This window comes from Liquorilactobacillus mali KCTC 3596 = DSM 20444 (genome assembly GCF_000260415.1).
In the GTDB taxonomy this organism is placed as follows: domain Bacteria; phylum Bacillota; class Bacilli; order Lactobacillales; family Lactobacillaceae; genus Liquorilactobacillus; species Liquorilactobacillus mali.
On sequence record NZ_BACP01000068.1, the window covers coordinates 44607 to 70537 of the forward strand.

24 protein-coding genes are annotated in these 25931 nt (G+C 36.2%); 21 read left to right on the top strand and 3 right to left on the bottom strand.

The genetic code is table 11. The features are described 5' to 3' along the window. Nucleotides 1-101: 101 nt before the first annotated feature. Nucleotides 102-239: a hypothetical protein gene (locus tag GSM_RS15295; protein ID WP_003687276.1), complete on the bottom strand. Its 138-nt coding sequence runs from the start codon at nucleotides 237-239 to the stop codon at nucleotides 102-104. Between the two features lie 194 nt (nucleotides 240-433). Here GSM_RS15295 and GSM_RS12600 point away from each other — a divergent pair, with 194 nt between their 5' ends. From GSM_RS12600 to GSM_RS12645, 10 genes are all read left to right on the top strand, one after another. Next, nucleotides 434-865, top strand: a complete 432-nt coding sequence (locus tag GSM_RS12600) for a GNAT family N-acetyltransferase (protein ID WP_003687277.1) — start codon at nucleotides 434-436, stop codon at nucleotides 863-865. Between the two features lie 571 nt (nucleotides 866-1436). Further along, entirely contained in the window at nucleotides 1437-1994 is a 558-nt protein-coding gene (locus GSM_RS12605; RefSeq protein WP_003687279.1) for a LemA family protein, read from the top strand. Nucleotides 1995-2018: 24 nt separating this feature from the next. Then, nucleotides 2019-2903 carry a zinc metalloprotease HtpX gene (gene htpX / locus GSM_RS12610; protein ID WP_003687281.1) on the top strand — a complete coding sequence of 295 codons (885 nt, stop codon included), beginning with the start codon at nucleotides 2019-2021 and terminating at the stop codon, nucleotides 2901-2903. 31 nt (nucleotides 2904-2934) lie between these two features. Continuing rightward, nucleotides 2935-3717: a hypothetical protein gene (locus GSM_RS12615; RefSeq protein WP_003687284.1), complete on the top strand. Its 783-nt coding sequence runs from the start codon at nucleotides 2935-2937 to the stop codon at nucleotides 3715-3717. A gap of 257 nt (nucleotides 3718-3974) precedes the next feature. Continuing rightward, nucleotides 3975-5342, top strand: coding sequence for a UDP-N-acetylmuramoyl-tripeptide--D-alanyl-D-alanine ligase (locus GSM_RS12620; protein WP_003687286.1), 1368 nt, complete (start codon nucleotides 3975-3977; stop codon nucleotides 5340-5342). A 36-nt stretch (nucleotides 5343-5378) separates the two neighbouring features. Next, complete coding sequence (cshA, locus tag GSM_RS12625) at nucleotides 5379-6890, top strand: degradosome RNA helicase CshA (protein ID WP_003687288.1); 1512 nt, start codon at nucleotides 5379-5381, stop codon at nucleotides 6888-6890. Nucleotides 6891-7220: 330 nt separating this feature from the next. Continuing rightward, on the top strand, nucleotides 7221-7583 hold the full coding sequence (gene acpS, locus GSM_RS12630) for a holo-ACP synthase (protein ID WP_029327456.1): 363 nt from the start codon (nucleotides 7221-7223) through the stop codon (nucleotides 7581-7583). A gap of 20 nt (nucleotides 7584-7603) precedes the next feature. Further along, nucleotides 7604-8725, top strand: a complete 1122-nt coding sequence (gene alr, locus GSM_RS12635) for an alanine racemase (RefSeq protein ID WP_003687291.1) — start codon at nucleotides 7604-7606, stop codon at nucleotides 8723-8725. Nucleotides 8726-8805: 80 nt separating this feature from the next. Beyond that, nucleotides 8806-9075 (top strand): hypothetical protein, encoded by a 270-nt coding sequence (locus GSM_RS12640; protein ID WP_003687292.1) that lies wholly within the window; start codon nucleotides 8806-8808, stop codon nucleotides 9073-9075. Further along, entirely contained in the window at nucleotides 9072-9440 is a 369-nt protein-coding gene (locus GSM_RS12645; protein ID WP_003687295.1) for a type II toxin-antitoxin system PemK/MazF family toxin, read from the top strand. Before GSM_RS12640 ends, GSM_RS12645 begins: the two co-directional genes overlap by 4 nt. Before the next feature lie 311 nt (nucleotides 9441-9751). Here the strand turns inward: GSM_RS12645 and cbpA are convergent, their stop codons facing one another. Together cbpA and GSM_RS12655 are read right to left on the bottom strand one after the other, a co-directional pair. After that, nucleotides 9752-10387 (bottom strand): cyclic di-AMP binding protein CbpA, encoded by a 636-nt coding sequence (cbpA, locus tag GSM_RS12650; RefSeq protein WP_003687297.1) that lies wholly within the window; start codon nucleotides 10385-10387, stop codon nucleotides 9752-9754. A gap of 386 nt (nucleotides 10388-10773) precedes the next feature. Further along, a complete protein-coding gene (locus GSM_RS12655) occupies nucleotides 10774-11736 on the bottom strand; it encodes an L-lactate dehydrogenase (RefSeq protein WP_003687299.1) in 963 nt (320 codons plus the stop codon). Between the two features lie 259 nt (nucleotides 11737-11995). On the opposite strand from GSM_RS12655, the gene pth reads away from it, so the two are divergent. The 11 genes from pth to lysS all read left to right on the top strand — a co-directional run bounded on the left by pth (nucleotide 11996) and on the right by lysS (nucleotide 25708). Continuing rightward, nucleotides 11996-12559 carry an aminoacyl-tRNA hydrolase gene (gene pth, locus GSM_RS12660; RefSeq protein WP_003687302.1) on the top strand — a complete coding sequence of 188 codons (564 nt, stop codon included), beginning with the start codon at nucleotides 11996-11998 and terminating at the stop codon, nucleotides 12557-12559. A 26-nt stretch (nucleotides 12560-12585) separates the two neighbouring features. Further along, nucleotides 12586-16143 (top strand): transcription-repair coupling factor, encoded by a 3558-nt coding sequence (gene mfd / locus GSM_RS12665; RefSeq protein ID WP_010078375.1) that lies wholly within the window; start codon nucleotides 12586-12588, stop codon nucleotides 16141-16143. Then, nucleotides 16124-17707 (top strand): putative polysaccharide biosynthesis protein, encoded by a 1584-nt coding sequence (locus tag GSM_RS12670; protein ID WP_003687305.1) that lies wholly within the window; start codon nucleotides 16124-16126, stop codon nucleotides 17705-17707. Before mfd ends, GSM_RS12670 begins: the two co-directional genes overlap by 20 nt. Then, complete coding sequence (locus tag GSM_RS12675; RefSeq protein ID WP_003687307.1) at nucleotides 17707-17973, top strand: RNA-binding S4 domain-containing protein; 267 nt, start codon at nucleotides 17707-17709, stop codon at nucleotides 17971-17973. Before GSM_RS12670 ends, GSM_RS12675 begins: the two co-directional genes overlap by 1 nt. A 77-nt stretch (nucleotides 17974-18050) precedes the next feature. Beyond that, a complete protein-coding gene (locus GSM_RS12680) occupies nucleotides 18051-18440 on the top strand; it encodes an FtsB family cell division protein (protein WP_003687309.1) in 390 nt (129 codons plus the stop codon). Between the two features lie 82 nt (nucleotides 18441-18522). Further along, on the top strand, nucleotides 18523-19026 hold the full coding sequence (locus GSM_RS12685; RefSeq protein ID WP_003687311.1) for a S1 domain-containing RNA-binding protein: 504 nt from the start codon (nucleotides 18523-18525) through the stop codon (nucleotides 19024-19026). Nucleotides 19027-19084: 58 nt separating this feature from the next. Beyond that, nucleotides 19085-20437: a tRNA lysidine(34) synthetase TilS gene (gene tilS, locus GSM_RS12690; protein WP_003687312.1), complete on the top strand. Its 1353-nt coding sequence runs from the start codon at nucleotides 19085-19087 to the stop codon at nucleotides 20435-20437. Nucleotides 20438-20451: 14 nt separating this feature from the next. Continuing rightward, nucleotides 20452-20994 (top strand): hypoxanthine phosphoribosyltransferase, encoded by a 543-nt coding sequence (hpt, locus tag GSM_RS12695; protein WP_003687315.1) that lies wholly within the window; start codon nucleotides 20452-20454, stop codon nucleotides 20992-20994. A gap of 84 nt (nucleotides 20995-21078) precedes the next feature. Next, nucleotides 21079-23133 (top strand): ATP-dependent zinc metalloprotease FtsH, encoded by a 2055-nt coding sequence (ftsH, locus tag GSM_RS12705; protein ID WP_010078376.1) that lies wholly within the window; start codon nucleotides 21079-21081, stop codon nucleotides 23131-23133. Nucleotides 23134-23237: 104 nt separating this feature from the next. After that, nucleotides 23238-24122, top strand: coding sequence for an Hsp33 family molecular chaperone HslO (gene hslO / locus GSM_RS12710; protein ID WP_003687331.1), 885 nt, complete (start codon nucleotides 23238-23240; stop codon nucleotides 24120-24122). A gap of 104 nt (nucleotides 24123-24226) precedes the next feature. Continuing rightward, nucleotides 24227-25708 carry a lysine--tRNA ligase gene (gene lysS / locus GSM_RS12715; protein ID WP_034541558.1) on the top strand — a complete coding sequence of 494 codons (1482 nt, stop codon included), beginning with the start codon at nucleotides 24227-24229 and terminating at the stop codon, nucleotides 25706-25708. Nucleotides 25709-25931 lie beyond the last annotated feature (223 nt).

The window sequence follows — 25931 nt, forward strand, 5'->3', positions numbered from 1 at the left end:
ATAATAATAGAAGGACTGGGTCAAAAGCTAGCTTTTGACCCAGTCCCATTTTAATTTATAATTTTATTTGACAAAATAAAAATAGTCTAAAAGATTATAAATTACCTTTCAAACTTCTTTGCATCAGCATCAAGTCGTGCAAAACCGGAACCATCCTTTTTTGCAGGATGCTTTGCGCGGTCCTCTAGAGCTTTGCGAGCCAATGCTTTCTTTTCTTCCTTACTCAATTTCTTTGACATTGTAATCGCCTCTTTTTTTTGGAATCCACACATGGAATTGCTCCACAACCATATTTTAGTCCAATCACGAATAAAATTCAAAAAAAAATGTACTAATTTGAATAACGTTGTAATTATTTAAGATCTCCTCTTTTATTGCCGAGACTAACCATGTAAAATGATTATTGATAAAATATAAGGAGGCTGTAAAATAGATGATTGCCTTTTATAGAACCACTGATGTAACATCTAAAGTTTATCAGGATGCCCTCTCAATCCGAAAAGAAGTATTTGTATCAGAACAAGGAGTACCTGAAAAGTTAGAGATTGATGCAGAAGAATTAGCCACACACTATGTCGGGTATGTAGAAAACCAGGCTGTAGTGACTGCTAGAACAATTGAAGAAGATGATGGAGCGTGGCATATTCAAAGAGTGGCCGCCTTGAACAGTCAGCGTCATAAAGGATACGCAAAAGAATTAATGAAGTGTATTGAAGAAATGGCAGTAGAAGAAAAGATTCCTTATTTGACATTAGGAGCCCAAGATCAGGCACAAAATTTCTATTCTAAACTAGGATTCAAAGTAGTTGGTGAGGGCTTTTTGGACGCTGGAATTTCGCATCATAAGATGAACAAAAAATTATAGTTGACTTTTTTGTAAGAAAAGAGTATATTTTAATACATGCGATGAGTCGAAGTAATCAGACGAATTTATTCGTTCCGCTGCGGCGGCTAGTGATTTTTTTTCGAGAGGGGCACAAATGCTGACGGATTTCCAGCGTGCCTGTAGGTGTTCATTGTGGAATGACCCTACTATCATTTTAATTAATGGTACCTATTTTTGTAAGTCATAACTCTTTTGTTATGGCTTACTTTTTTTTGAAAATAATAAATGAATTTCTGCAGTGTTTTAATTGTATCAAAGAATTAAGATCATAGTTATTGTGGACTGTTATTAGTGAATTGAAAGCAAAATTTAATAATTTTCAAATTATAATGTAATCGGCTTTATAATAGTAAATAATTTTGCTATGATTAGTTAAAGAGATTTTGTTAAGAGTTTAATTTGCAGCTATCAGGGTAAAATGGTTTTTGAAGATCGATTTGTACTGGTATGTTTTTTATGCATTAGATGAGGGTACAGGTGTTGATTTAACGACTTTCATGTAACTTATACTTTATGCTATTCTCAATTATAGACAGTGGAGGAATTTATAATGGTTTGGATTATAATTATCGTAGTTATTGCTTTAGTTGTTTTTGGATACATTGCTCTTTATAACGGATTACAAACAGCTAAAGTTTATACGGAAGAATCATGGAGCCAAATTGATGTACAGCTTAAACGTAGGAATGACTTGATTCCTAATCTAGTTGAAACTACTAAGGGATATGCTAAACATGAACGGGAGACATTTGCCAAGGTCGTAGAATTACGTAATCAAATGGTGCAATTACCAGCTGATGCTCATGAGGAAAAGATGGAATTATCAAATCAGCTTTCCAGTTCTTTGAAGTCAATTTTTGCTTTGGCTGAAAGCTACCCTGATTTGAAAGCTAACCAAGAGTTTGCTAGATTAATGGAAGAATTGAGTAATACTGAAAATAAAATAGCATATTCTCGCCAGCTATTTAATTCATCAGCAGCTTCATTCAATCAAAAACTTATGACCTTCCCATCTAATTTTGTTGCTAAGATGCATGGTTTAACAAAGATAAACTACCTAGAAGTTCCATCGGAAGAAAAAGCTGCACCAAAAGTATCTTTTGAATAAAATTTTGTTGAAGGAGTTTTGAAGATGTTATTTCAGCAAATAGCACGTAATAAAAGGCGAACAGTTTATGTTATGATCGCCTTTTTCTTGTTAGTAATTCTTGTTGGCGCAGCAATTGGCTATGTTTTTTTCAATAGCTCTGTTGCGGGTATTTTGATGGCTGCTGTTATTGGAATTTTTTATATGTTTTCTATGCTGGCACGTTCAACTGACATTGTAATGGGAATGAATAATGCGGTAGAAGTTAAACAAGAAAGTGACTTTCCAGAACTTTGGCACATAATTGAAGACATGGCGCTTGTGGGCAAGGTTCCTATGCCACGAGTGTTTACAATTAATGATGAGAGCCCTAATGCATTCGCTACAGGGAGAGATCCTGAACATTCTGCAGTTGCAGTAACACAAGGCTTGTTGACTCGTTTGAACAGAGAAGAGTTAGAAGGTGTTATCGCACATGAGATATCCCACATTCGTAATTACGATATCCGTCTACAAACTACGGCTTTGGCACTTGTTGCTGTGATTTCACTTCTAGTAAATATTGGGTATAATTCATTTTGGTGGGGCGGTGGCCGAAAGCGTAATAATGAAAATAATGGTGGTTGGCTGGTTCTTGTTTTATCGGTTGTCATTTTGATATTAGGCCCATTAGCAGCATCGTTAGCGCAAATGGCTTTATCACGTAATCGCGAGTTCCTTGCCGATGCTTCTGGAGTCCAGTTGACACGTAATCCCCAAGGGCTGATAAGTGCGTTGGAAAAGATTTCAAATAGTGAACCGATGCAATCAGCTGATCCTAGCAGCTCATCATTATATATATCTAACCCATTCAAGGAGGGCTCTTGGACACATTTGTTTGATACACATCCGTCAACCGAAGAGCGGATTAAACGGTTGAGAAAGATGTAATAATTATTTTAAATAGAATAGAGGATTGGTAATGCGTAATAACCTTATATATGTGCACATCGAAAAGGTATCGCATTTAACATTGACATATGGGATTTCAAATTTAGATTTTTTTAGAGGTGTAAAGATTAAACCACAAAATTTGTTATCTTTGGGTAATGTAGACCCAAACCAAGAGATAGATATTTATTCTGGCTTTAATATGTACTTAGAGGAAGATAATGTACAGAAATTTCTTCTTCAAAATACGAATCCCAATATTGATTGGATAGATTTTGATGAGTTTAATGATTTAGAGGCGTTAACACCGCATGAAGTTGCTGAATTATTGTATTTAGGGCATGCGTATATGCATCTTAAATCTCCTTTTTACTATAAATTACAAAATAATTATGTATACTTAACTTTACCAAATGGTGCAAAAAGGGTATACTATCGTTATTTGCCACATTTTTACCAAATTCTCGCAGTTTGCTTAACCAATAAGTTAGCAAGCACTTATCGTGAAAAGAAACCTTTTTTAAGGTCACGTCATCGTTTTCAAGTGCTTGATACTGCAATAGTTAAGAAAATTGATTCCTTACTTGTAGATGGAACAGTTTTTGATTTTGGTGAAATTCAAATAAAGGGACAGGAACTGTCAATTCCTTTTTTCTTGGCACCAGATTCAGTATATCAATTAAAGTGGCATGAACCCACAATGTTGATTGAAAAATCTAAGCTTGTTGGTAAACTGAAGTATTATCTAAATACTGCAGAATGGAAATTAAAAATTTTGGCACCAGAGTTACTTGAAGATAGTTTAAATCTATGATCGTTTATCGTTTCATGAAGTTCTTGAATACTAGGGAGACAGAATTATTTTGTTGGCAGAGTAGTGAAGGAATACTCAAATGATGAGAGTATTAGAGACCAATAAATAGTTTCTGTCTTGTTTTGTGTTTAGTTTAAGATATTTTATTTTTTGTGATACAATAGCATAGGACAATTTTAATGGAGGTACTGTATATTTTGATGAAAAGCTGAGAAATTAGCTTTCAAAGCAGTATGTCATGAAGGGAAGAAATTTACATGAAGATGCGATTAGCGGAAATTGCGAAAGCTCTACAGGTTGAACCAAAGGAAGAATGGGAAGAGATAGTTGTAACTAGCGTCTCTTTTGATACTCGCTCACTTGAACAAGGTGCTCTATTTATACCATTAGCTGCGGAACATGATGGGCATGATTATATCAAGAATGCAATTGATAGTGGAGCCGTTGCGACATTGTGGCAGGAAGGCCATGATGAAAGTACAGTGTCAATTCCTAAGCTGGTTGTACCTGATAACTTGCAAGCACTGCAAAAATTAGCGCATTATTATCTTCAGAAGATAAATCCCAAAGTTGTCGCTATTACTGGGAGTAATGGTAAAACTACTACCAAGGATATGGTAGCTGCTATTCTTGGAAGACGTTTTAATGTAAAAAAAACACATGACAATTTTAATAATTTTATTGGAGTTCCGATGACAGTGTTATCAATGGAACCGAATACCGAAGCTTTGGTTATTGAGATGGGTATGGATCATTTTGGTGAACTAGATGAGCTTAGTCGACTTGTTGAACCTGATGTTGCGGTTATTACCATGATTGGCGAAGCACACATTGAGTTTTTTGGAACAAGAGACAAGATTGCTGATGCAAAGATGGAGATAACGCATGGCTTAAAAGAAGATGGGTTACTTATTTATAATGGTGATGAACCTTTGCTTGTCCAGAGGACTAAAAAGATAGACCAGGAGACTACTACTTTCGGTACTTCGGATAATGTTGATTTGCGCGCTTTGAATATAGTAAGCAATGATAAAGAAACGAGTTTTAGGGTAGCGCAGTGGGAGAACGAGAATTTCGTAATTCCAATGATTGGATCATATAACGTGATTAATGCTCTGGCAGCACTGAGTGTAGGAGAATTTTTCAGAATACCTGTAGAGGAGATGAAAAAGGCAATCAGGTCTTTTGATTTAACCAAGAATAGAACTCAGTGGTTACAAGGGGCAAAAGGTGAGCGAATTTTAAGTGATGTGTATAATTCTAATCCATCAGCTGCAAGGTTAGTTATAACAGCATTTTCAAATGCAGCAACAGCAGGAAAAAGAATTATAGTGATCGGAGACATGTTGCAACTTGGAAGCAATTCGAAGGAAATGCATGAAAGTTTGGCTGAAGTTATTGATCCAGATAAAATTGATAGTGTGTACCTCTGTGGGGAAGAAGTAGAATATTTAGCTACGAAGTTAGCGTTAAAATTTGGTAAAGAACATCTCCATCTGTATAAGGCAACTGATAAGAAAAAATTGGTTGTAGATTTGCAAAGTGAAATTTCGGCAGGTGATTCGGTATTATTGAAGGGCAGTCATGGAGTTCACTTGGAGAATGTACTAGAAAAGTTAATATAGAAGAATAGTTTTTGATAAAACAGGAGGAAATAATTTTTGAAATTTACAGAACTTGGTCTTTCAGAAAACATCTTAAAGGCAATAAACCGTAGTGGGTTTGAGGAAGCAACACCTATTCAGGCAGAAACAATTCCATTGGTTTTGAAGGGTGAGGATGTTATTGGACAAGCTCAAACAGGTACGGGGAAGACTGCTGCTTTTGGACTACCAATTTTAAATAAGATTGATACGAAGAAGAATGAAATACAAGCAGTAATTGTTTCACCTACTCGTGAGTTGGCAATACAAACACAAGAGGAGTTATATCGCTTAGGGCGCGATGAGCATGCAAAGGTACAAGTAGTGTATGGTGGTGCGGATATTCGTCGTCAAATCAACTCATTAAAGAAAGCTCCACAGATTTTGGTTGGTACACCAGGTCGCCTTTTGGATCATATCAGGAGAAGAACTGTCAAGCTTGACTCTGTCAATGTGATGGTACTTGATGAAGCTGATGAAATGCTTGATATGGGATTTGTTGAAGATATTGAGAGCATTATTAAAGCTGTTCCAGAGAAACGACAGACATTGTTATTCTCTGCAACTATGCCACCAGCAATTCTAAAAATTGGTGAGAAGTTTATGCATAAGCCAAGTGTTGTTAAGATTAAGGCAAAGGAACTAACAACAGATTTGGTAGACCAATATTACGTTCGTGCGCGTGACTTTGAGAAATTTGATGTAATGACAAGGATTTTCGATGTTCAAGCACCTGAGCTTACAATTGTCTTTGGTAGAACTAAGAGACGAGTAGATGAACTTTCAAAGGGGTTAGAAGCTCGAGGGTATAATGCTAAGGGAATTCACGGAGACTTGTCACAGCAACGTCGTATGAGCATTCTTAAGCAATTTAAGGCGGGTAAACTGGATATCTTAGTTGCTACTGATGTTGCAGCACGTGGGCTTGATATTTCAGGTGTTACTCATGTCTATAATTATGATATTCCACAGGATCCTGAAAGTTATGTTCATCGTATTGGTCGTACTGGTCGTGCAGGACATCATGGTGTTTCAGTTACTTTTGTAACACCAAATGAAATGGATTATTTACGTGTTATTGAGAAATTGACAAAGAAACGCATGAGCAATCTGAAGCCACCTACGGAACAAGAAGCATTCAATGGACAAATTACTTCAGCAATTGATGATATTGATGATCTTGTTAAGAAGACTGATAATAAGAAATTTGAAAAGCAAACTTCTGAATTGTTGGCAAAATATGATGTCCAGGATTTAGTTGCAGCATTGTTGAATGAAATGACGACTGCAAATGAGGTTCCAGTTAAAATTACACCTGAGAGACCATTACCAAGGCATAACAAGAAGGGATCTTCTAAGCACTACGATCGTAACCGCAGAAATAAGGGCGGTTATCAAAGAAGAGACAATAAATCAGGTAATTATAAGAATAGTAATGGTCGTAAACCGAAAAAGGATCAAAATCGTGACAAATTCAACCGTGACAATAAGAAGAAAAGAAAGTTTACTATTAGAACCAAAGAAGGCTAAGTAAATTTTGGTCATGATGTTGAGGATGTATATGAGTTTATAAAATCCAAAGTTAGACGGAGGGTTTTGACTTATAGAGCATGTTTATAAGGAATTAAAAAGGAGACTAGATCGAAATTGGCTTTTGATTCGGTCTTTTTTTGTACTGTTTATAGTAAATTTGAATCTGAGGGCTAATAATTAATTTATAGTAGTAAAATGGAGTGTAGGCTTGTTCATAAGAAAAAACAAGTATATGTTATCTTTTGTGAATGTAAGAATTGTGGTAAGATGATTGTCATAAAAAGCGGAATAATGGAATCTATAAAGATTGTTAAAAGGGTGAGTGGTGTGATTCAAGGAATTGGAATAGACATAACCGAGATTACGCGTATTCAAAAGGCCCAAGAGCGCCACAAAAATTTTGCAGCAAAAATTTTGACTGCTGCAGAGTTCGAGTGTTTTGAGAAGATGAGTAACCGTAGGAAGAATGAATATTTAGCTGGTCGTTTTTCTGCTAAGGAATCATATAGCAAGGCCTATGGAACAGGGATAGGAAATAAAGTTAGTTTTCAGGAAGTAGAAATTTTGAATGATGAAAAAAGTGGAAGACCAATTATTACGAAACAGCCACTAAAGAGTGGGAAAGCACATATATCAATTTCACATACTGATAAACTGGTAATGACAGAGGTTATTATAGAAAGTAATTAACTGTAAAGGAAGTTATAAAAATGGTTGTAGGTATTCATCGGAAAACTTATGTAAAAGTTGATTTGGATGCGATTAAGCATAATATAACGGTTGAAAAAAAGCAGACGGCAAGTGATCAAAATATTTTTGCGGTTGTCAAAGCAAATGCATATGGTCATGGAATTGTTGAGGTTGCAAAAGCAGCACATGATGTCGGGGTTGATGGTTATTGTGTTGCAATAATTGATGAAGCTTTGGCCCTGCGAAAAGCGGGACTTGAGGAACTAATTTTGGTACTTGGAGTTAATCCATTTGAGTATGCACCGCTGATGGCAAAGAATAATATTTCGACAGCAGTTGGAGATATTGATTTCTTGAAGAATGCACAAGTGGTACTAAAAAATGAAGGATTGCAATTACCCGTTCACCTGGCGTTAGATACAGGAATGGGAAGAATTGGTTTCAGAACACAGCAGGAATTAAAAGAGGCAGTTGCTTTTATAAATCAACATAATACAGAGTTTAACTTCGAAGGTGTATTTACCCATTTTTCAACAGCTGACTCGGATAAAAAAACAGCGGTTGACTATTATAAAAAGCAGATTGCCAAGTTCAATGAGCTTGTTTCTTGTTTAAAGAAGCTTCCTAAATATGTTCATGTAGCGAATTCTGCAGCATCGATCTGGCATAAAAAATGCGGAGGTAATACAATTAGATTTGGAATAACAATGTATGGCTTGAATCCTTCAGGAGATGAGTTAAGTATGCCTCCTGAGTTTAAGCCGGCTATAAGTCTTTTGAGTGAAGTTGCTGCTATTAAAAGAATACAACGAGGCGATTCAGTCGGTTATGGTAAGACTTATACTGCAAGGGAAGATGAATGGATTGCGACAGTTCCAATCGGCTATGCGGATGGATGGTTAAGAAAGATGCAAGGATTCAAAATTCTGATTGCTGGTAATTTTTGTGAAATTGTTGGTAGGGTCTGCATGGATCAGATCATGGTTAAAGTTCCTCACGAGGTTTCGGTTGGTACAACTGTAACTTTGATAGGTAAAGAGGGTCAAAAAGAAATTCGAGTACAAGATGTTGCAAATCAAGTTGGAACAATTAATTATGAAATTATTTGTTTGATTTCAGAACGCGTTCCAAGAATTTATTAAGAATAAACTAAGATTTTAATGTTACATTAATATGAATTTGTGGTATCATTGATGGATAAAATATAGTTGGGGGTCACAAGATGGCATATCGATTTGAAAGTATGACTGAGGATATAAGTAGTGATAATAATGAGAGAATTTCTGTTTATTGTGATTATTATTCTATCAATAGAAAAGACTTGGAAGAAGATAATGTTGTTGCTGAGTATGTAGAGGCACACCGCTATATTTTAGACGAATTGATTAGTGGCTATAAGGAAATGGGACCGTTAAATAAGAAAATTTGTGATGAATTTATTGGATGCGATTGTGAAACAGAATATGAAAATAAAGATCGAGGGGTTATATGACAACTGATGAAGTTAAACGTGGTGACATTTTTTATGCAGACCTGTCACCAGTGGTTGGCTCTGAGCAAGGCGGAATGCGCCCGGTTTTGATTATTCAAAATAATATTGGTAATCGCTATAGTCCAACTGTCATTGTTGCTGCAATTACAGCGAAGATACAGAAGCCCAAGATGCCGACACATGTTGGGCTGGTTGCTGCTGAAGTGGGGATTGAGAAGAATTCAGTCGTATTGTTGGAACAAATTAGAACAATTGATAAGCAGCGATTAAAAGATAAGATTGCACATATTAGTGAGTTAGAAATGAACGAGATTAATCAAGCACTAGATGTCAGCTTAGGACTGACAGATATACATAATAGATAGTTTACATAGAAGTCTGTCAAATAGGATGGTTACCTGACAAATGGGTAAAAAACACGTCTGAGTAGTAAGTCAAATAGTAAGTTGAAACGGATTGTGATAAGGGTCAGTATGATTTGAGTACTAATTAGAGATTGGACGAAAAAAATTGGCTTTCAGAACATATTTATACGGAATAAAGGAGCTGGATCAAAAGATAACTTTTGACTCAGCTCCTTATTTAGTAAGCTCATCTACTTTTCAATAATCAGATCTTTCTGGTTCGACTATAAAATGGTCGAAGGTAAGCGTGATATATAGAACAAAATTATTACCTAAATTTGTAAATCTTCTATTTCAGAAACCTTAAAACTCTTTCTTTCAAGATTAGATATTATTTTTTCAAGCTTTTCAGGAGTTACACCAGCTGGTAGTGTGAACAATGTTCGGTGAACTAACCCCTTGTCTTCAACATCTAGAGTTATGCAGCTTGCAATGGCAGTATACTTTGTGATGATTTTAGACATTTCAACAAGATCACCACGTTCATCTGAAGAAATAACAGTTAATACATAACTCCCAATATTAACATTCCAAGATTGTGAAAGCATATTCAATAGACTAGAATGAGTTAGAATACCGTAAAAAAAATTTTGTTCGTCAAGAACCGCAATATAGGGTAAATCCTTGATTGAGAAGAAAATATTAAAAAAAGCTGAGTCAAGTGTTACGAATTTTGTAGCATTTTTTAACAAATAAGTTACGGGAAGACTCATGTCACCACCACGTGACTTATGGCGGTAGATATGCATCTTATAAATATTTCCACGAAAAATTTGTCCCGTTTCATCCAGAATCGGGACACAACGATACCCTGAATTTTCTAAGATTTCTAATGCCTGTTCCAAAGTAACATCTTCACGGACAGTTGTTAGATCTTTTTTTTTGTGCACTAAAGACTTGAATAGCATATAATAACTCCTCCATCGATTAAAAACTTCTAATCTATATTATCATAAAATGATATTAAAAAGAGAACTAAAATGAATTTTTTAAAATTTATTCAGGATTATGATATTGGGAGTGTGGCATAAGTCGGTAAAATTTGAGTACTAAACAAGAAATCGTTATGAGTGATTCGAGGTTAGACGGAAAATTTTGACTTATGGAACACGTTTATTCGAAATAAGTAGAGGAGCTAGGTTAAAATTTCACTTTTGGCCCAGCCCCACAATATCGGGAGAAAGTGTCTCTAAATCCAGATTTTTGATAAAAAAAAAGATTGAAACAAAAACAAAAGTTTGAATTTCAATCTTTTTTCTAATACATCTTTTTAAGGTACAAATAATTACAAAAATTATGCTTCGATTGTCTTAAGACCATCTGTAAGGACTTTTTTAAGAGTTGTTGCTGAATCAGTCATCTTCTTGCTTTCTTCTTCATTAAGAGGAACTTCAAGAATTTGTGCAACACCAAGGCCGTTAATAACAGCTGGTGTACCAATATAGATATCATTCAAGCCATATTGGCCATCCATGTATACTGAAACAGGAAGAACGGCATCTTCATCACGTAAGATAGCTTTAGAAATACGAGCCAATGCAGTGGCAACACCATAGAACGTAGCACCTTTCTTGCTGATAATTGTATATGCCTTGTTACGGACATCATCTTCAATTTTAGCAAGTTGTTCAGTAGTTACGTTATTCTTCTTAGCCCAATCTAGAACTGGAAGTCCACCAATTGTTGCTGCTGAGTAAGCAGCAAATTCAGAGTCACCATGTTCACCCATAATATATGCATGGATTGAACGTGGGTCGTTGACATCAAATAATTCACCAAGAGCGACACGTAAACGGGAAGTATCAAGAGAAGTACCTGAACCAATAACTTTGTTCTTAGGGAAACCTGATAACTTCCAAGTAGCATATGTTAAGATATCAACTGGATTAGCAGCAACAAGGAAAATGCCACCAAAACCGGAGTCAACGATTGGTTTAACAATACTTGAAAGAATACGTAAGTTCTTGTTAACCAAGTCCAAGCGAGTTTCGCCTGGCTTCTGAGGAGCACCAGCTGTGATAACAACTAAGTCAGCATCTTTACAATCTGAATATTCAGCAGAATAGATTTTCTTTGGATATGACAATGCTGTTGCATCTGCCAAATCAAGTGCATCACCTTCTGTACGTTCTTTCACAACATCAACGATACCGAATTCTTCGGCAACTCCTTGAAGAGCCATTGCGTAAGCATAGCTAGAACCAACGGCGCCGTCTCCGACTAAAATAACTTTTTGATGATTTTTGTTTTCTGACACTATAATGCATTCCCTTCATTAGTGAAATTATTAACACAAGCATAGTATAGCACGTTTTTCTGAAAAATGTGAAGAAACTTTCAAACTTTTTTCAGAAGCACTTTATCAAATTATGGTATACTTTCAGGTGTAGCAAAATATTAAAACTAGCGGGACTGGCTAAAGTTCCGATTTTTTGCTGTTCTTGAAAATCAGAATGACTTTATCAAAAATATTTACAGGATAGTTTTCAAAAAGAATGATATGGAGTGTTTTTACAATGAAATTAATAGTTGGTTTAGGAAATATTGGCAAAGAATATGATGGTACAAGACATAATGTCGGATTTATGGTTTTGGATGAATTAGCCAAAAGAGAAGGAATTTCTTTTAATAAAGTTAAAAATGAGGCAACTTTGGCTGATTTTATGTTCAAGGGTGAAAAAATAATTTTGGCAAAACCACTTACCTATATGAATGAATCCGGAAGAAGTGTACGTCCGTTAATGGACTTCTATAAAATCCCAGTGGAAGATGTGATTGTTATCCATGATGATATGGATTTACCAGTAGGACACTTAAGATTGCGTCAAAAGGGTTCAGCTGGAGGGCATAATGGAATTAAAAGCTTAATCTCACATCTTGGCACACAAGAATTCAAACGCATGAAGATAGGAATTGATCATCCACAGCGAATGAGTGTTGTTAATTGGGTACTATCAAGATTTACTAAGGAACAGCAGAATCAATTAGAGAGAGGAATTAACGAGGCACTTGCTGCTTTGGATAACTGGATTGATACTGACAACTTTATGGGAACAATGAATAAGTACAATCACAAGTAGATAATTTTGGGGGTTTTTAAAAGAAGATGAAGTTGCAAGAAATATTTACGGAGATTCCCGAACTTAATGTCTTTTTGAAGAACTTAGATGAAGGGAAAGGGCAAAGAAATCTCTTGACGGGCCTGATTGCATCTGCAAAGCCTTTATTTTTGGCAGAATTGCTGCAAAGAAAGAGAAAAAATATACTTTTCGTGACAGATTCATTGCATCATGCACAGCAATTAGAAAAAGAACTGTTAGGTTATGTAGGTAAAGAACAAGTCTTTTTATTTGCAGTTGATGAGACAATGGCAGCAGAGGTTGCGATTAGTTCACCTGAATATCGCAGTGAAAGAATAAAAGCACTGACGGCGTTGCAAGAGCAGGAAACACCAAAAATCGTCATTACTTCAGCAAGAGGGCTAAAAAGTATTGTACCATTGCCCAATGTATGGAAAAAAGCAAAAATCAACTTAACCATTGGCAACAATATTGATCAGAGTCTGTTAATTGATAGCTTGATTGAGTTGGGTTACCAACGAACCAAACTGATTGAAAAAATTGGCGACTTTGCAGTTAGAGGATCCATTGTTGATATTTATCCAGCAAATGCAGTTAATCCTATCAGGATTGACTTATTTGATACTGAAATCGATTCTTTACGTGAATTTGATATGAATACACAAAGGAGTATTGAGAATATAAAACACGTGGAAATTTTACCTGCTACCGATGTTTTAATCTCAAAAGAACAAATAAAAAATGCAATAGCAAAGATAGGTATTGCTTTAAGCAATGAGAAAAATGTATTAAAAAACGAAGAGAGTTATAACAAACTATCTAATACTGTTAAAAGTCTGCTAGAAAGAATTAAGGAACAAAAACTTTTCCCAAGTGATGCTGTGTTCTTAGATAAAATAATCAGTGAAAGCTCGAACATTACAGATTATTTGGCGGTAGATGGCCTACTCATTTTAGATGATTACCCAAGGCTTTTGGATACTGAAAAGGCACTCGAAGATGACGATGCAAATTGGAAGTTATCTCAAGTAGAAATGGGAAAACTTTTTTCGAATGAGCTCCTTGGCGAACCAATCAGAAAAATTATCAAAAAGATTAAACAGAGTAGCTTATTTTTATCAATTTTTGAAAAAGGAATGGGGCAGCTGACTTTTAATCAAAAACTTGATTTACAAGTTCGGGGAATGCAGAATTTCTTTGGACAGATGCCACTTTTAAAAGCAGAAACTGACAGATGGGCCAGTCAAAAACAGACGGTCATAATCTCGATCTCAGATAAAGAAAGACTCAGGAAAATGGCAACAACCCTAGAAGATTTTGCGATAAAGGCAGTAATTGTGGTAGATGGCAAAATAAAAAATGGACAAATTCAATTGGTACTAGCTAACCTGACTACGGGTTTTGAACTGCCAAAAGAGCATCTTATTGTGATTACGGAAAACGAGTTGTTTAATAAACTGCCTAAAAAAAGAGTTTCCAAGCGGCAAACGATGGAAAATTCTGAAAGATTAAAGAGCTACACAGAGTTAAAAGAAGGCGATTACGTTGTTCATATCAATCATGGTATTGGCAAGTATATCGGCATGAGAACTATGGAAGTGGAAAATAAGCATCAAGACTATCTAACAATAGTATATCGAGATGATGCAAAACTATTTCTTCCCGTTTCTCAAATTGATAGGATTCAGAAATATGTTTCAGGAGAATCCAAGGTTCCACATATTAATAAGTTGGGCGGTTCGGAGTGGCAAAAAACAAAAAACAGTGTTGCCTCTAAAATTGAAGATATTGCTGATGAATTAGTTGAGTTATATGCAAAAAGGGAAATGGAAGAAGGTTTCGCTTTTTCAGCAGATAATGAGTACCAGAAAGAATTTGAGGATGCCTTTTCATATACAGAAACACCAGACCAATTACGGAGCAGTGCAGAGATAAAGCGCGACATGGAGAGAAAAGTGCCCATGGATCGCTTATTAATTGGCGATGTTGGTTATGGGAAAACTGAAGTCGCACTTAGAGCGGCTTTTAAGGCAATCCAGGACCAGAAACAGGTCGCTTTTTTGGCTCCAACGACAGTACTTGCACAGCAACACTATGAAACAATGCTAAGTCGTTTTGCAGATTTTCCAGTTCAAAGTGCTGTTTTATCACGTTTTCAAACAAGAGAACAGGTGAAACAGACTATAAACGATTTGAAGCATGGAGTTATTGATATTGTAGTTGGGACACATAGATTACTGTCTAATGATGTCAAATTTGCAGATTTGGGTCTTTTGATTATTGATGAAGAGCAGCGCTTTGGGGTCAAACACAAGGAAAAGCTGAAACAGTTGCGCTCACAAGTTGATGTTTTAACGTTGACAGCAACACCTATTCCAAGGACTCTGAATATGTCAATGCTGGGTGTTAGGGATTTATCTGTGATTGAAACTGCACCGATGAATAGATATCCAATCCAAACTTATGTGATGGAGCAAAATTATGGAACTGTGGCAGATGCGATTTCCCGGGAAATGGCTAGAGGCGGTCAAGCCTTTTATCTGCACAATCGTGTTGCTGATATTGAAAAGACAGTTGCTGAGATTAAGGCGTTTGTTCCTGAAGCTCAAGTTGCTTACATCCATGGTCAAATGACAGAACTACAGTTGGAACGAATACTTGTTGACTTTATTGCTGGTGAATACGATGTGTTAGTCACCACGACAATTATTGAAACCGGAGTCGATATTCCTAACGTAAATACTTTGATTGTAGAAGACGCTGATAAGATGGGCCTTTCACAGTTATATCAGCTTCGCGGCAGAGTTGGGCGAAGCAATCGTGTTGCGTATGCGTATTTTATGTATCAAGAAAATAAAGTGCTTACTGAAGTCAGTGAAAAAAGATTAGAGGCCATTAAGGACTTTACCGAATTAGGCTCTGGTTTCAAAATTGCAATGCGTGATTTATCAATTAGGGGTGCAGGAAATCTTCTGGGCAAGCAGCAGCACGGCTTTATAGATTCAGTTGGATACGATTTATATACACAGATGTTAAAGGACGCAGTGGCTCGGAAAAAGGGTATAAATGAGATCAAAAAGACAGATGCTGAGCTTAAGATTAGTATTGAAGCATATCTGCCATCAAGTTACATTGAAGATCAACGGCAAAAAATTGAGTTGTATAAGCGAATCAGACAAATTGAAAATGAGGAACAGTTCTTTGAAATTCAGGAAGATTTAATCGACCGTTTTGGCGAATATCCTAATGAAGTTGACAATTTACTGCAACTAGCTTTAATGAAAATGTATGCTGATAAGGCACTTGTTGAGGCAGTTGATTACGGAAGTAAAAAAATTAATGTAACGTTCAGTGAAGATGCTTTCGAATTTTATAGTGCTGCAGATTATTTAGAAGTTGTCGCCAAAGTTAATCTCAGGGCAACTTTAAAATCCGAGCAGAAAAAAATGAAAATCGCCGTAGCATTGCAGCCCAAAAGTAAATTAGAACAAAATATTGCAGACGTGACAGAAATGTTTAAGGAACTGAGTAGAAAAGCAAACACAGTAAAAAAGGTAAAAGAACATGAAAAACAAAACAGCTAATTTTGTGCTTAAAGGTGCAACAACGCTAACGATTGCCGCTTTAGTTGGAAAGATTTTAAGTGCTATCTATCGTGTCCCTTTTCAAAATTTAGTTGGAAATAGGGGCTTTTATATATATCAACAGATATACCCAATATATGGGATTGCAATGACGATAGGTCTCACCGGATTTCCAGTCTATATTTCTAAGATAATTGCAAAAGAAACAAGTGATACTAAGAAAAAGCAACAAGCAACTAGCTTGTTAAAGATACTATTTTTGTTTGGAATATTGGTTTTTGCGGTACTTTATTTAGAAGCAGCCGAAATTGCCCAGCTGATGGGGGACAATAAACTGGAAGAACTGATAAAGTGTGTATCATGGCTGTATCTATTGGTACCACTGCTTTCTGTTGCAAGAGGATACAATCAGGGAATGCAAGAGATGATGCCAACTGCTTTCTCGCAGTTAGTCGAGCAAATGGTTCGTATATGCATAATCATTGTTGCTGCACTTTTTGGAATTGCACACGGTTGGTCGCTTTATCGGATTGGAAGCTATGCTTTCCTAGGTTCCATAGTAGGAGCAATCTGTGCCTTGGCCTTTTTTACCAGTTTTTTTAAGGAGCTTCTAAAATCCAGGCATAAAGAGAATTTAGCGGTAATGATTAATGCTTTGAAGGGGTTACTTTCCGAAGGCTTAATAATTTGCCTTTTCGCAGGCATTTTAGTATTGCTGCAATTAGTTGATTCTTTTACACTAAAAAAGGCATTGCAGACCGCTGGATATTCAATGCAAAATGCCGAAAACTTAAAGGGTGTTTATGACCGCTCACAGACTTTTCTTCAATTGGGTCTGGTTATTTCCACCAGTTTTTCAACTAGTTTATTGCCAATGTTAATTAAGAATCAGGTGGAAAGAGATAAGATAAAGTTTGAACAAAATATACAGCTGATTTATCGAATTTGCATATGGATGTCCATGTCCGTGACGGTGGGATTAATAATCTTAATGCCAAGTCTCAATAAGGCACTTTTTTCTTCTGAACAAGGTAGTACCGCAATAAGTATAAGCATGCTGACCATTATTTTTGCTGGGATTATTTTATTAGATAATTCAATATTACAAAGTACAAATAATTACAAAAAAAATATTATTGTCCTAGTATCAATAATACTAATTAAATTTTTAACAAATTATCAATTCACGCTGCATATGGGAATTGTTGGGGCAGCTCTTTCTAGTGTTTTGAGTATGGCGATAGGTACATTTTTATCGGGAACATCATTAAAGAAAATTGGGCTTAGCCGAAAGTTGAATAAAAGATTTATGGTAAGGGTCATTGGATGCTCAATAATAATGACTGTTACGGTTTTTTTCATACTTAATGTGCTTAATTTAACTAATTTACTCGGAAATTCACGAGTAGGAAGTTTCATTCAGTGCATTATCGGAGTATTAACAGGGGCAATTTTTTATGTAGGTGCAACTAGGTATGGTAACTTGTTTAGTGAGAAGGAATGGAGAAACATTCCTGGTGGAGAATACGTTTTGAAAATTTTCAGGAAGAGGATGAATAAATAATGAGATTAGATAAGTTTTTAAAAGTTTCGCGTATTATAAAAAGGAGAACCGTTGCAAAAGAAATCGCAGATAAAGGCAGAATTACTGTCGATGGCAAAACGGCTAAGTCATCAACTGATATCGCTGTTGGTAATAAGCTGGTTATTTCTTTTGGCAATAAGACGTTAAGTGTGAGAGTAACCTCTTTGAAAGAAACAGTAAAAAAGGATGAGGCGACACAGCTTTACGAAATCATTGCTGAAGACTTTAAGGAAAATTTCAAATAGGTAAATTAATAGACTTTGAGGAGTTAAAATTGCTATAATGATAAGGTAGTAATGCTAGGAAAGGGGTAGCTTTTGAGATGGCAGCAGGTCAGAAAGTAAGAACATTAAATAATTCTTTTTATCGTGCTAACGAAAAAAAACGAAGACAAAATGATTATCAAATGCGAATCAAACGAGTCCATAAGAAGCGATTTATCATAGCTATCCTAGCATTTTTCTTGATAGTGACGTTTTTTGGTTATCAAATTGTAAATACAAAGTTATTAACAAGCAATTTAAACAAGCAAATAACTGTGTCCCAAAAAAAACTTGATAGTGTTAGGGCACAGAGGGCAAGCTTAAAGGAAAAAGTAAAACAGCTAAATGATGAAAACTATCTTGAAAAGATAATCAGGGAGAAATATTATTATTCAAAAGACGGCGAAACAATCTATAGTTTACCGAATAATAGCTTGGGACAAAAATGATTTGATAGTCCTTAACCTATTGCATACCAGCGTCTGCGTGTTATACTAAGATGTATATAGTTTAAGGAGGAGCAACATTTTTATGTCAATTGAAGTGGGAGCTAAGGTTACAGGCAAGGTTTCAGGGATAACGAATTTCGGTGCGTTTGTTGATTTGGGCGATAGGAAGAACGGCTTAGTCCATATCAGCGAAGTATCTGATGGATATGTTAAAGACATTCACGATGTTTTGAGCGTCGGTGATGAGGTTACAGTCAAAGTTTTGTCAATTGCTGAAGATGGAAAGATCAGTCTCTCAATTCGAAAGGCAGCTGCTCCTTCACGGGAGAAAACACAGGCTTCACGTACAAATCGAACGGAGCATGGAAATAATTATCATTCTGGTGGAACAGATGTGAAAACACATAATTCTAGTGGACATCGACAAAGTTATAAAAAAACAGAATATAAAAAATCAAATGAAGCCAAGAAAACGGATTTTGATTCGTTATTATCAGGCTTTTTGAAAGATAGCGAGGTTCGCCTGACATCATTAAAGCGAAATACAGAAGGTAAGCGTGGCGGTCGTGGTGGTCGTCGCAGTTAAATCAAATAAATTCGATTGTTGTCGTAAACAACAATCGTTTTTTTAGTAGGTTGAGCATATGATAAATTTAACACAGAGTTTTTTTAATAATTTTAGAAAGTATTGTCTTGAACAAAAGGTGTTGGTGGCCGTGTCGACAGGCGTTGATTCAATGGTTTTGCTTGATTTATTAAGCACACTACCGGCAAGTGTTAGACCGGATATCGAAGTAGCTTATGTAGATCATAAGTTAAGGCCAGAGGGTCAAGAGGAAACAAAGTTTATCAAAAACTTTTGCAAGGAACATCGTATTAAGCTCCATTGCAGCGAATGGAAAGTTGAGTCCCATCCTAATACCGGAATAGAAGCAGCAGCAAGAGGCTTCAGATATAATTTTTTTGCGGATGTTATGAAAAAAACGGGAATTAAGATCTTGTTAACGGCACATCATGCGGATGATCAGGCAGAAACTTTTCTTATGAAGCTCATAAGAGGAGGCAATATTGAACAGTTACGGGGAATTAGACCTACGAGAAAATTTGCTGAGGGATATTTGGTTAGGCTCTTATTGAATTACTCAAAAGATGAAATCCGGGAATATGCATCTAAAAGAAAGATTACTTATTTTGAAGATGTAACTAACAATTCAAATGATTATTTGAGAAACAGAGTCAGACATTTGATTGTGCCTAAGATGAAGGATGAAAATCCCAAATTTTTAGAACATGTGCAATCATATGAACGTCAACTTTCAGTTTTAATGCATGCATCTGAGGAACAGGTAGATAATTATTTGGCAGAGATGCATGTGAGTGAAGATACTTTTTCAGTTGATACATGGCTATCATTGAGTAGAAGTTGGAGAACTTTAGTATTGAAGAAGTTACTTGAGGATTACTCAAAGAAACTTAATGAAGACAATGTGACACAGATTGAACAATTTTTAGGCAATTCCAAAAAGCCACAAGGATTTATTGAGGTTGGGATGAATAAATTTTTGGTCAAAAAGTATGATTTATTTTATTTTGATAATAAATATCAAATTAAAGATGAAATTAAGGGCGATTATAGGTTAAAATTAGATGGGTGGACTTTTCTTAATGAAAATGAAGAGGTAGGTGTTTTTTTAAATAAAAAACCAGCACTTCTTGCGACTGATCAGGTATTTTATTTTTCTGATCCACGATTATTGCCTCTAACGATTAGGCATCGCAATCAAGGAGATAGGATTCATACTAAGGTTGGGACACAGAAGTTAAAAAAAATCTTGATTGATGACAAAGTTCCAAAAGATATTCGTAAAAAAATATGGGTAATTACTACCGAAGAAAACATGATTTTATGGGTACCGAATGTTAGAAAATCAGATTTGTCAGAGAGTCCGGTAAATGATAAAATGCAATACATGATAATTTTTAGGAATAAAATCTAGAAATGAGGTTGAATATGAACGAGGATATCAAAGAGATTCTTTATAGTAAGGAACAAATAGAAGAAATCTCAAAGAAAATTGGTGCACAATTGACTATTGATTATGCGGGTAAGAAACCCTTAGTTATTTGTGTACTGAAGGGTGCTATTTTATTTATGGCAGATATCATCAGAAAAATGGATACATACACCGAAATTGATTTCATGGATGTTTCGAGTTACGGTGATTCAACAGTTTCGTCAGGAGAAGTCAAAATAATTAAAGATTTGGATGTGCCAGTCGAAGGACGAAATGTTCTAATCATTGAGGACATTATTGATACTGGAAAGACGCTGCAATGTATAGTTAGTCTTTTAAAACATCGCAAAGCACAGTCTGTAAAGATTTGTACATTGTTGGATAAACCTGAGCGAAGAGTCGAAGGCGTAGTCCCAAATTATGTAGGTTTTCAGGTGCCAAATGAGTTTGTAGTTGGATATGGACTTGATTATCAGGGAATGTACCGTAACCTTCCGTATGTTGGTATTTTAAAAGAAGAAATTTACGAGAATAATTAATGGTCAATGATAGTCAAGTGTGTTATGATTTATTCGCTACCTGTTTGACCGTAGCAATCCGTGTAGTAAACGAGGAGGAAGCAGATGAACAATAACAAGAATGGACTTTTTAGAAATAGTCTGTTTTATATTGTGATTTTCCTTGGGGTAATGGGGATGTTGTACTACTTTTTTGGTGGTAAAACAAGTTCCCAATCCCAACAAATCCAATCAAGCCAATTTATTAGTGAGTTGAAGAAGGATAATATTAAAGATTTTACAATGCAACCTTCTGGAAGTACTTATAAAATTACAGGTGACTATAAAAAGGCACATAAAGTTAAAGAAGCAACAGGCTTAGGAAGTTTCACTTCCGGTAGCAGCAAGGTGACATCATTTTCAACTAATGTGTTGACCAATGATGTTGCTGTTAAGCAGATTCAGCAATATGCTGAGAAGAACGATGTGAAGAATGGTACCAAGGAAGAAGAGTCTAGTAGCCTATGGTTACAACTGCTTATTTACTTATTGCCAGTAATTTTCTTTATATTTTTCTTCTACATGATGATGGGTCAAGCAGGACAAGGTGGTGGCAGTGGCCGTGTCATGAACTTTGGTAAGTCAAAGGCTAAACCGGTCGATAAAAAAGCGAATAAAGTACGTTTCTCCGATGTTGCTGGTGCAGAAGAAGAGAAACAAGAACTTGTTGAAGTTGTTGAATTTCTGAGAGACCCGCATAAGTTTTTGTCTTTGGGAGCTAGAATTCCTTCAGGGGTTCTACTTGAAGGTCCCCCTGGAACAGGTAAGACACTGCTTGCAAAAGCTGTTGCTGGTGAAGCGGGTGTACCATTTTATTCTATTTCAGGATCCGATTTTGTTGAAATGTTTGTCGGTGTCGGGGCAAGTCGTGTGCGTGATTTATTTGAAAATGCAAAAAAGAGTGCACCGTCAATTATCTTTATTGATGAAATCGATGCTGTTGGTCGTCAGCGTGGTAATGGTATGGGCGGCGGACATGATGAACGTGAACAAACACTTAATCAATTACTTGTTGAAATGGATGGTTTTGAAGACGATGAAAGTGTAATCGTTATGGCTGCAACGAACCGGTCAGATGTTTTGGATCCCGCGTTATTGAGACCAGGTCGTTTTGATCGTAAGATCTTAGTTGGTCGTCCTGATGTTAAGGGACGTGAAGCTATCTTGAAGGTGCATGCCAAGAATAAGCCATTGGCAAATGATGTTGATTTAAAGATGGTTTCCAAGCAGACACCAGGGTTTGTTGGTGCTGATTTAGAGAACTTGCTTAATGAAGCAGCTCTTTTGGCTGCACGCCGTGATAAGAAACAGATTGATGCCTCAGATATTGATGAAGCGGAAGATCGTGTAATCGCGGGACCTGCAAAGAGAGATCGCGTAATCAGCAAGAAGGAAAGAGAAACAGTTGCTTATCACGAGGCAGGACATACAGTTGTTGGTCTGATTCTCAACGAAGCGCGAATTGTTCATAAAGTAACAATTGTACCACGTGGACGTGCTGGTGGGTATGCAATTATGCTTCCAAAGGAAGACCAAATGTTGCTCTCAAAACATGACTTGAAGGAGCAGATTGCCGGTTTGATGGGTGGACGTGCTGCGGAAGAAATTGTTTATAGTGAACAGTCATCTGGAGCATCAAATGACTTCCAGCAAGCTACACAACTTGCTAGAGCGATGGTTACCGAGTACGGAATGAGTGAAAAACTTGGACCAGTTCAATACGAAGGTCAAAGCAACATGTTTGCTGGTGGTGGAATGCCTGGTCAGACAAGCTATTCAGGACAAACAGCGAATTTGATTGATGATGAAGTCAAGGCTTTATTGAATGAGGGAATGGTATCAGCCAAGCAAATTATTGAGGAACATCGTAAGCAACATAAGATAATTGCAGAGGCGTTGCTTGAATATGAGACTCTCGATGAGAAACAAATCTTAAGTTTATTCGAGACAGGTGAGATGCCAGTTAAAGGGAAAGAATTTCCTAGTGAAAAGGCTGCGACATTTGAAGAATCAAAAGAAGCTTTGAAAAGAAAAGAAGAAGAAAAACAACGGGAAAATGAAAAAACAGCCGATGAAGATTTAACGAAGACTGTAACATTTTATCCAAAAGACAAATCTTAATAGCAGAAATGGTTTTTCATTTAAAAACAGATGATTTTGTGTTGAAATCGTCTGTTTTTTATTGCTATTATGGAACTAACACAATATTTGAGGAGAAAAAATCAATGGCTGATTATTTGATAAAAGCGTTGGCATTTAATGGTCAATTAAGGATTTATGCTGTAAATTCAACAGAGACTGTTAGAGAGGCACAAAAGATACATGATTCATGGAGTGCTGCTACAGCTGCATTTGGTCGTGCAATCACAGCTACTAGTTTACTAAGTCAATCCTTGTTAAAGGGCGATAATAAAATGACTGTGAAGATTATGGGCAATGGTCCAACCGGAACGATTGTGATTGATGGAACTGCAACTGGGAATCTAAAAGGTTATTTGCAAAATCCACATGTTAATTTACCGTTGAATGATAAACAAAAGATTGATGTTAAAGGTGCAGTTGGAAGTAGCGGATTACTACAAATTACAAAAGACCTTGGACTTAAAACACCATTTACTGGACAGGTTCCCCTTGTTTCTGGAGAGTTAGGAGAAGATTTCACCTATTACATGGCAAAATCTGAGCAAATTCCTTCTTCGATTGGTGTTTCGGTTTTTGTTAATAAGGATAATTCTGTTAGAACTGCTGGGGGATTTATGGTCCAAGTAATGCCTGGAGCAAGCGAAGAGGTTCTAACAAAAATCGAACTGCAAATTGCTAATTTGCCTGCAATTTCAGTAATGATGGCAAATAAAATTACGCCAGAAGAAATGATTTATCGCATTTGTGGTAGGGAACACACACAGATTTTGGACAAAGTTGAAATTGGTTATAGATGTGACTGCTCTAAAGAACGTTTTGCAAAAGCACTTGCCAGTATTTCATCGGTTGACCTAAAATTGATGATTGAAGAAGACCACGGTGCAGAAGCAGTCTGTCATTTTTGCAAAAAAAGGTATACTTTTACAGAAATTGAGTTGCGGAAACTATTAAATGATATTCAAAAGTAGAATTTTAAAATATAATAAAATTAGATTTGCTTTTTGTGTCATAATTGGGCAATATATAAGGTGAGTAATTTTTTGGAGGGATAATTTTGGTTAAGGAACAAAGTATGAATGATCAGCTGAAGGTTCGGCGTGAAAAAATGGATGAGTTGCGTGCGGAGGGAATTGATCCATTTGGTCATCGGTTTGAGCGAACAGCAATGACTAAAGAATTACATGATCAATATGATGCAAAAACAAAAGAAGAATTAGAGGAATTGGGAGTTAAAGCAACGATTGCTGGAAGAATGGTTGCGAAGCGAGGAAAAGGCAAGGTTGGTTTTGCTGATATTCAAGATAAAGATGGTCGCTTGCAATTGTATGTCCGTAGAGATGTTGTCGGTGAAGAAGAATATCATATTTTCAAACGGTCTGATTTAGGAGACCATTTAGGCCTTACCGGAGAAGTAATTAAGACAGATATGGGTGAATTGACGCTGAAAGTGACAGATATCACATTTTTGTCAAAAGCACTTCGCCCATTACCCGACAAGTTTCATGGTTTACAAAATGTGGAACAGATTTACCGTCAACGTTATTTAGATTTAATCTCAAACAGAGACAGTTTCGAGCGTTTTATGAAGAGGAGCAAGATCATAACAGAAATTAGACGCTATCTTGATGATAATAATTTTACTGAAGTTGAAACACCTGTCTTGCATAATCAAGCCGGTGGCGCTGCAGCGCGTCCATTTATTACACATCATAATGCATTGGATATTTCACTTTATCTTAGGATTGCACTCGAATTACATCTGAAGAGGCTGATTGTTGGTGGAATGGAACGCGTTTATGAAATTGGTCGTGTATTCAGAAATGAAGGAATTGATACAAAGCATAATCCTGAGTTTACAATGTTGGAATCATATGCTGCTTACTTTGATTTTACAGATGTTATGGACGAAACCGAAGGAATATTTAAAGCTGCAGCAAAAGTAGTGACGGAAGATGGCATAGTTGAATATCAGGGAGAAAAAGTTGATTTTAACAAGCCGTTTAAGCGTGTGCACATGGTGGATGCGGTAAAGGAAGAAACTGGTGTTGATTTCTGGCAAGAAATGTCAATTGAACAAGCTAGACAAATTGCTGACGAAAAAGGTGTTCATTATGAAAAATATTGGAAAGTGGGACATATTATTAATGAATTTTTCGAAACTTTTTGTGAAGACAAAATAATAGACCCAACTTTTGTGTACGGTCACCCAGTGGAAGTTTCACCATTGGCAAAGAAGAATGCAAAAGATGCTAGGTTTACAGATCGCTTTGAAATGTTCATTCTTGGGAATGAGTATGCAAATGCCTTTACAGAGTTAAATGATCCCATAGATCAAAGAAGCCGGTTTGAGGCGCAGGTCGAAGAACGTGAGGCCGGAAATGATGAGGCTGAAGGTATTGATGAAGATTATGTAGAAGCACTGGAATATGGGATGCCACCAACTGGAGGATTAGGAATTGGGATTGATCGTTTGGTAATGTTGATGACAGACGCACCTTCTATTCGTGACGTGTTGCTTTTCCCAACTTTGAGAATGGATGAAAGTAATAAATAATTAGAACAAATAATATAAAATATTTTTATATTATGCAGGAGGAAGACCGAATGAAATATTCGGTTTTTTTTATTGAAAAAATGTTGACTAAAGACCTATAACGATGTATAGTGTCATTTGTTGCTTATTTCTGTTGAGAATTCGAAATAGTGAATTAGGCAAAAAAGTGTTTGACAGTTGTTGTCGAACATGGTATTATATAAAAGTTGCGTTAAGCAATTAA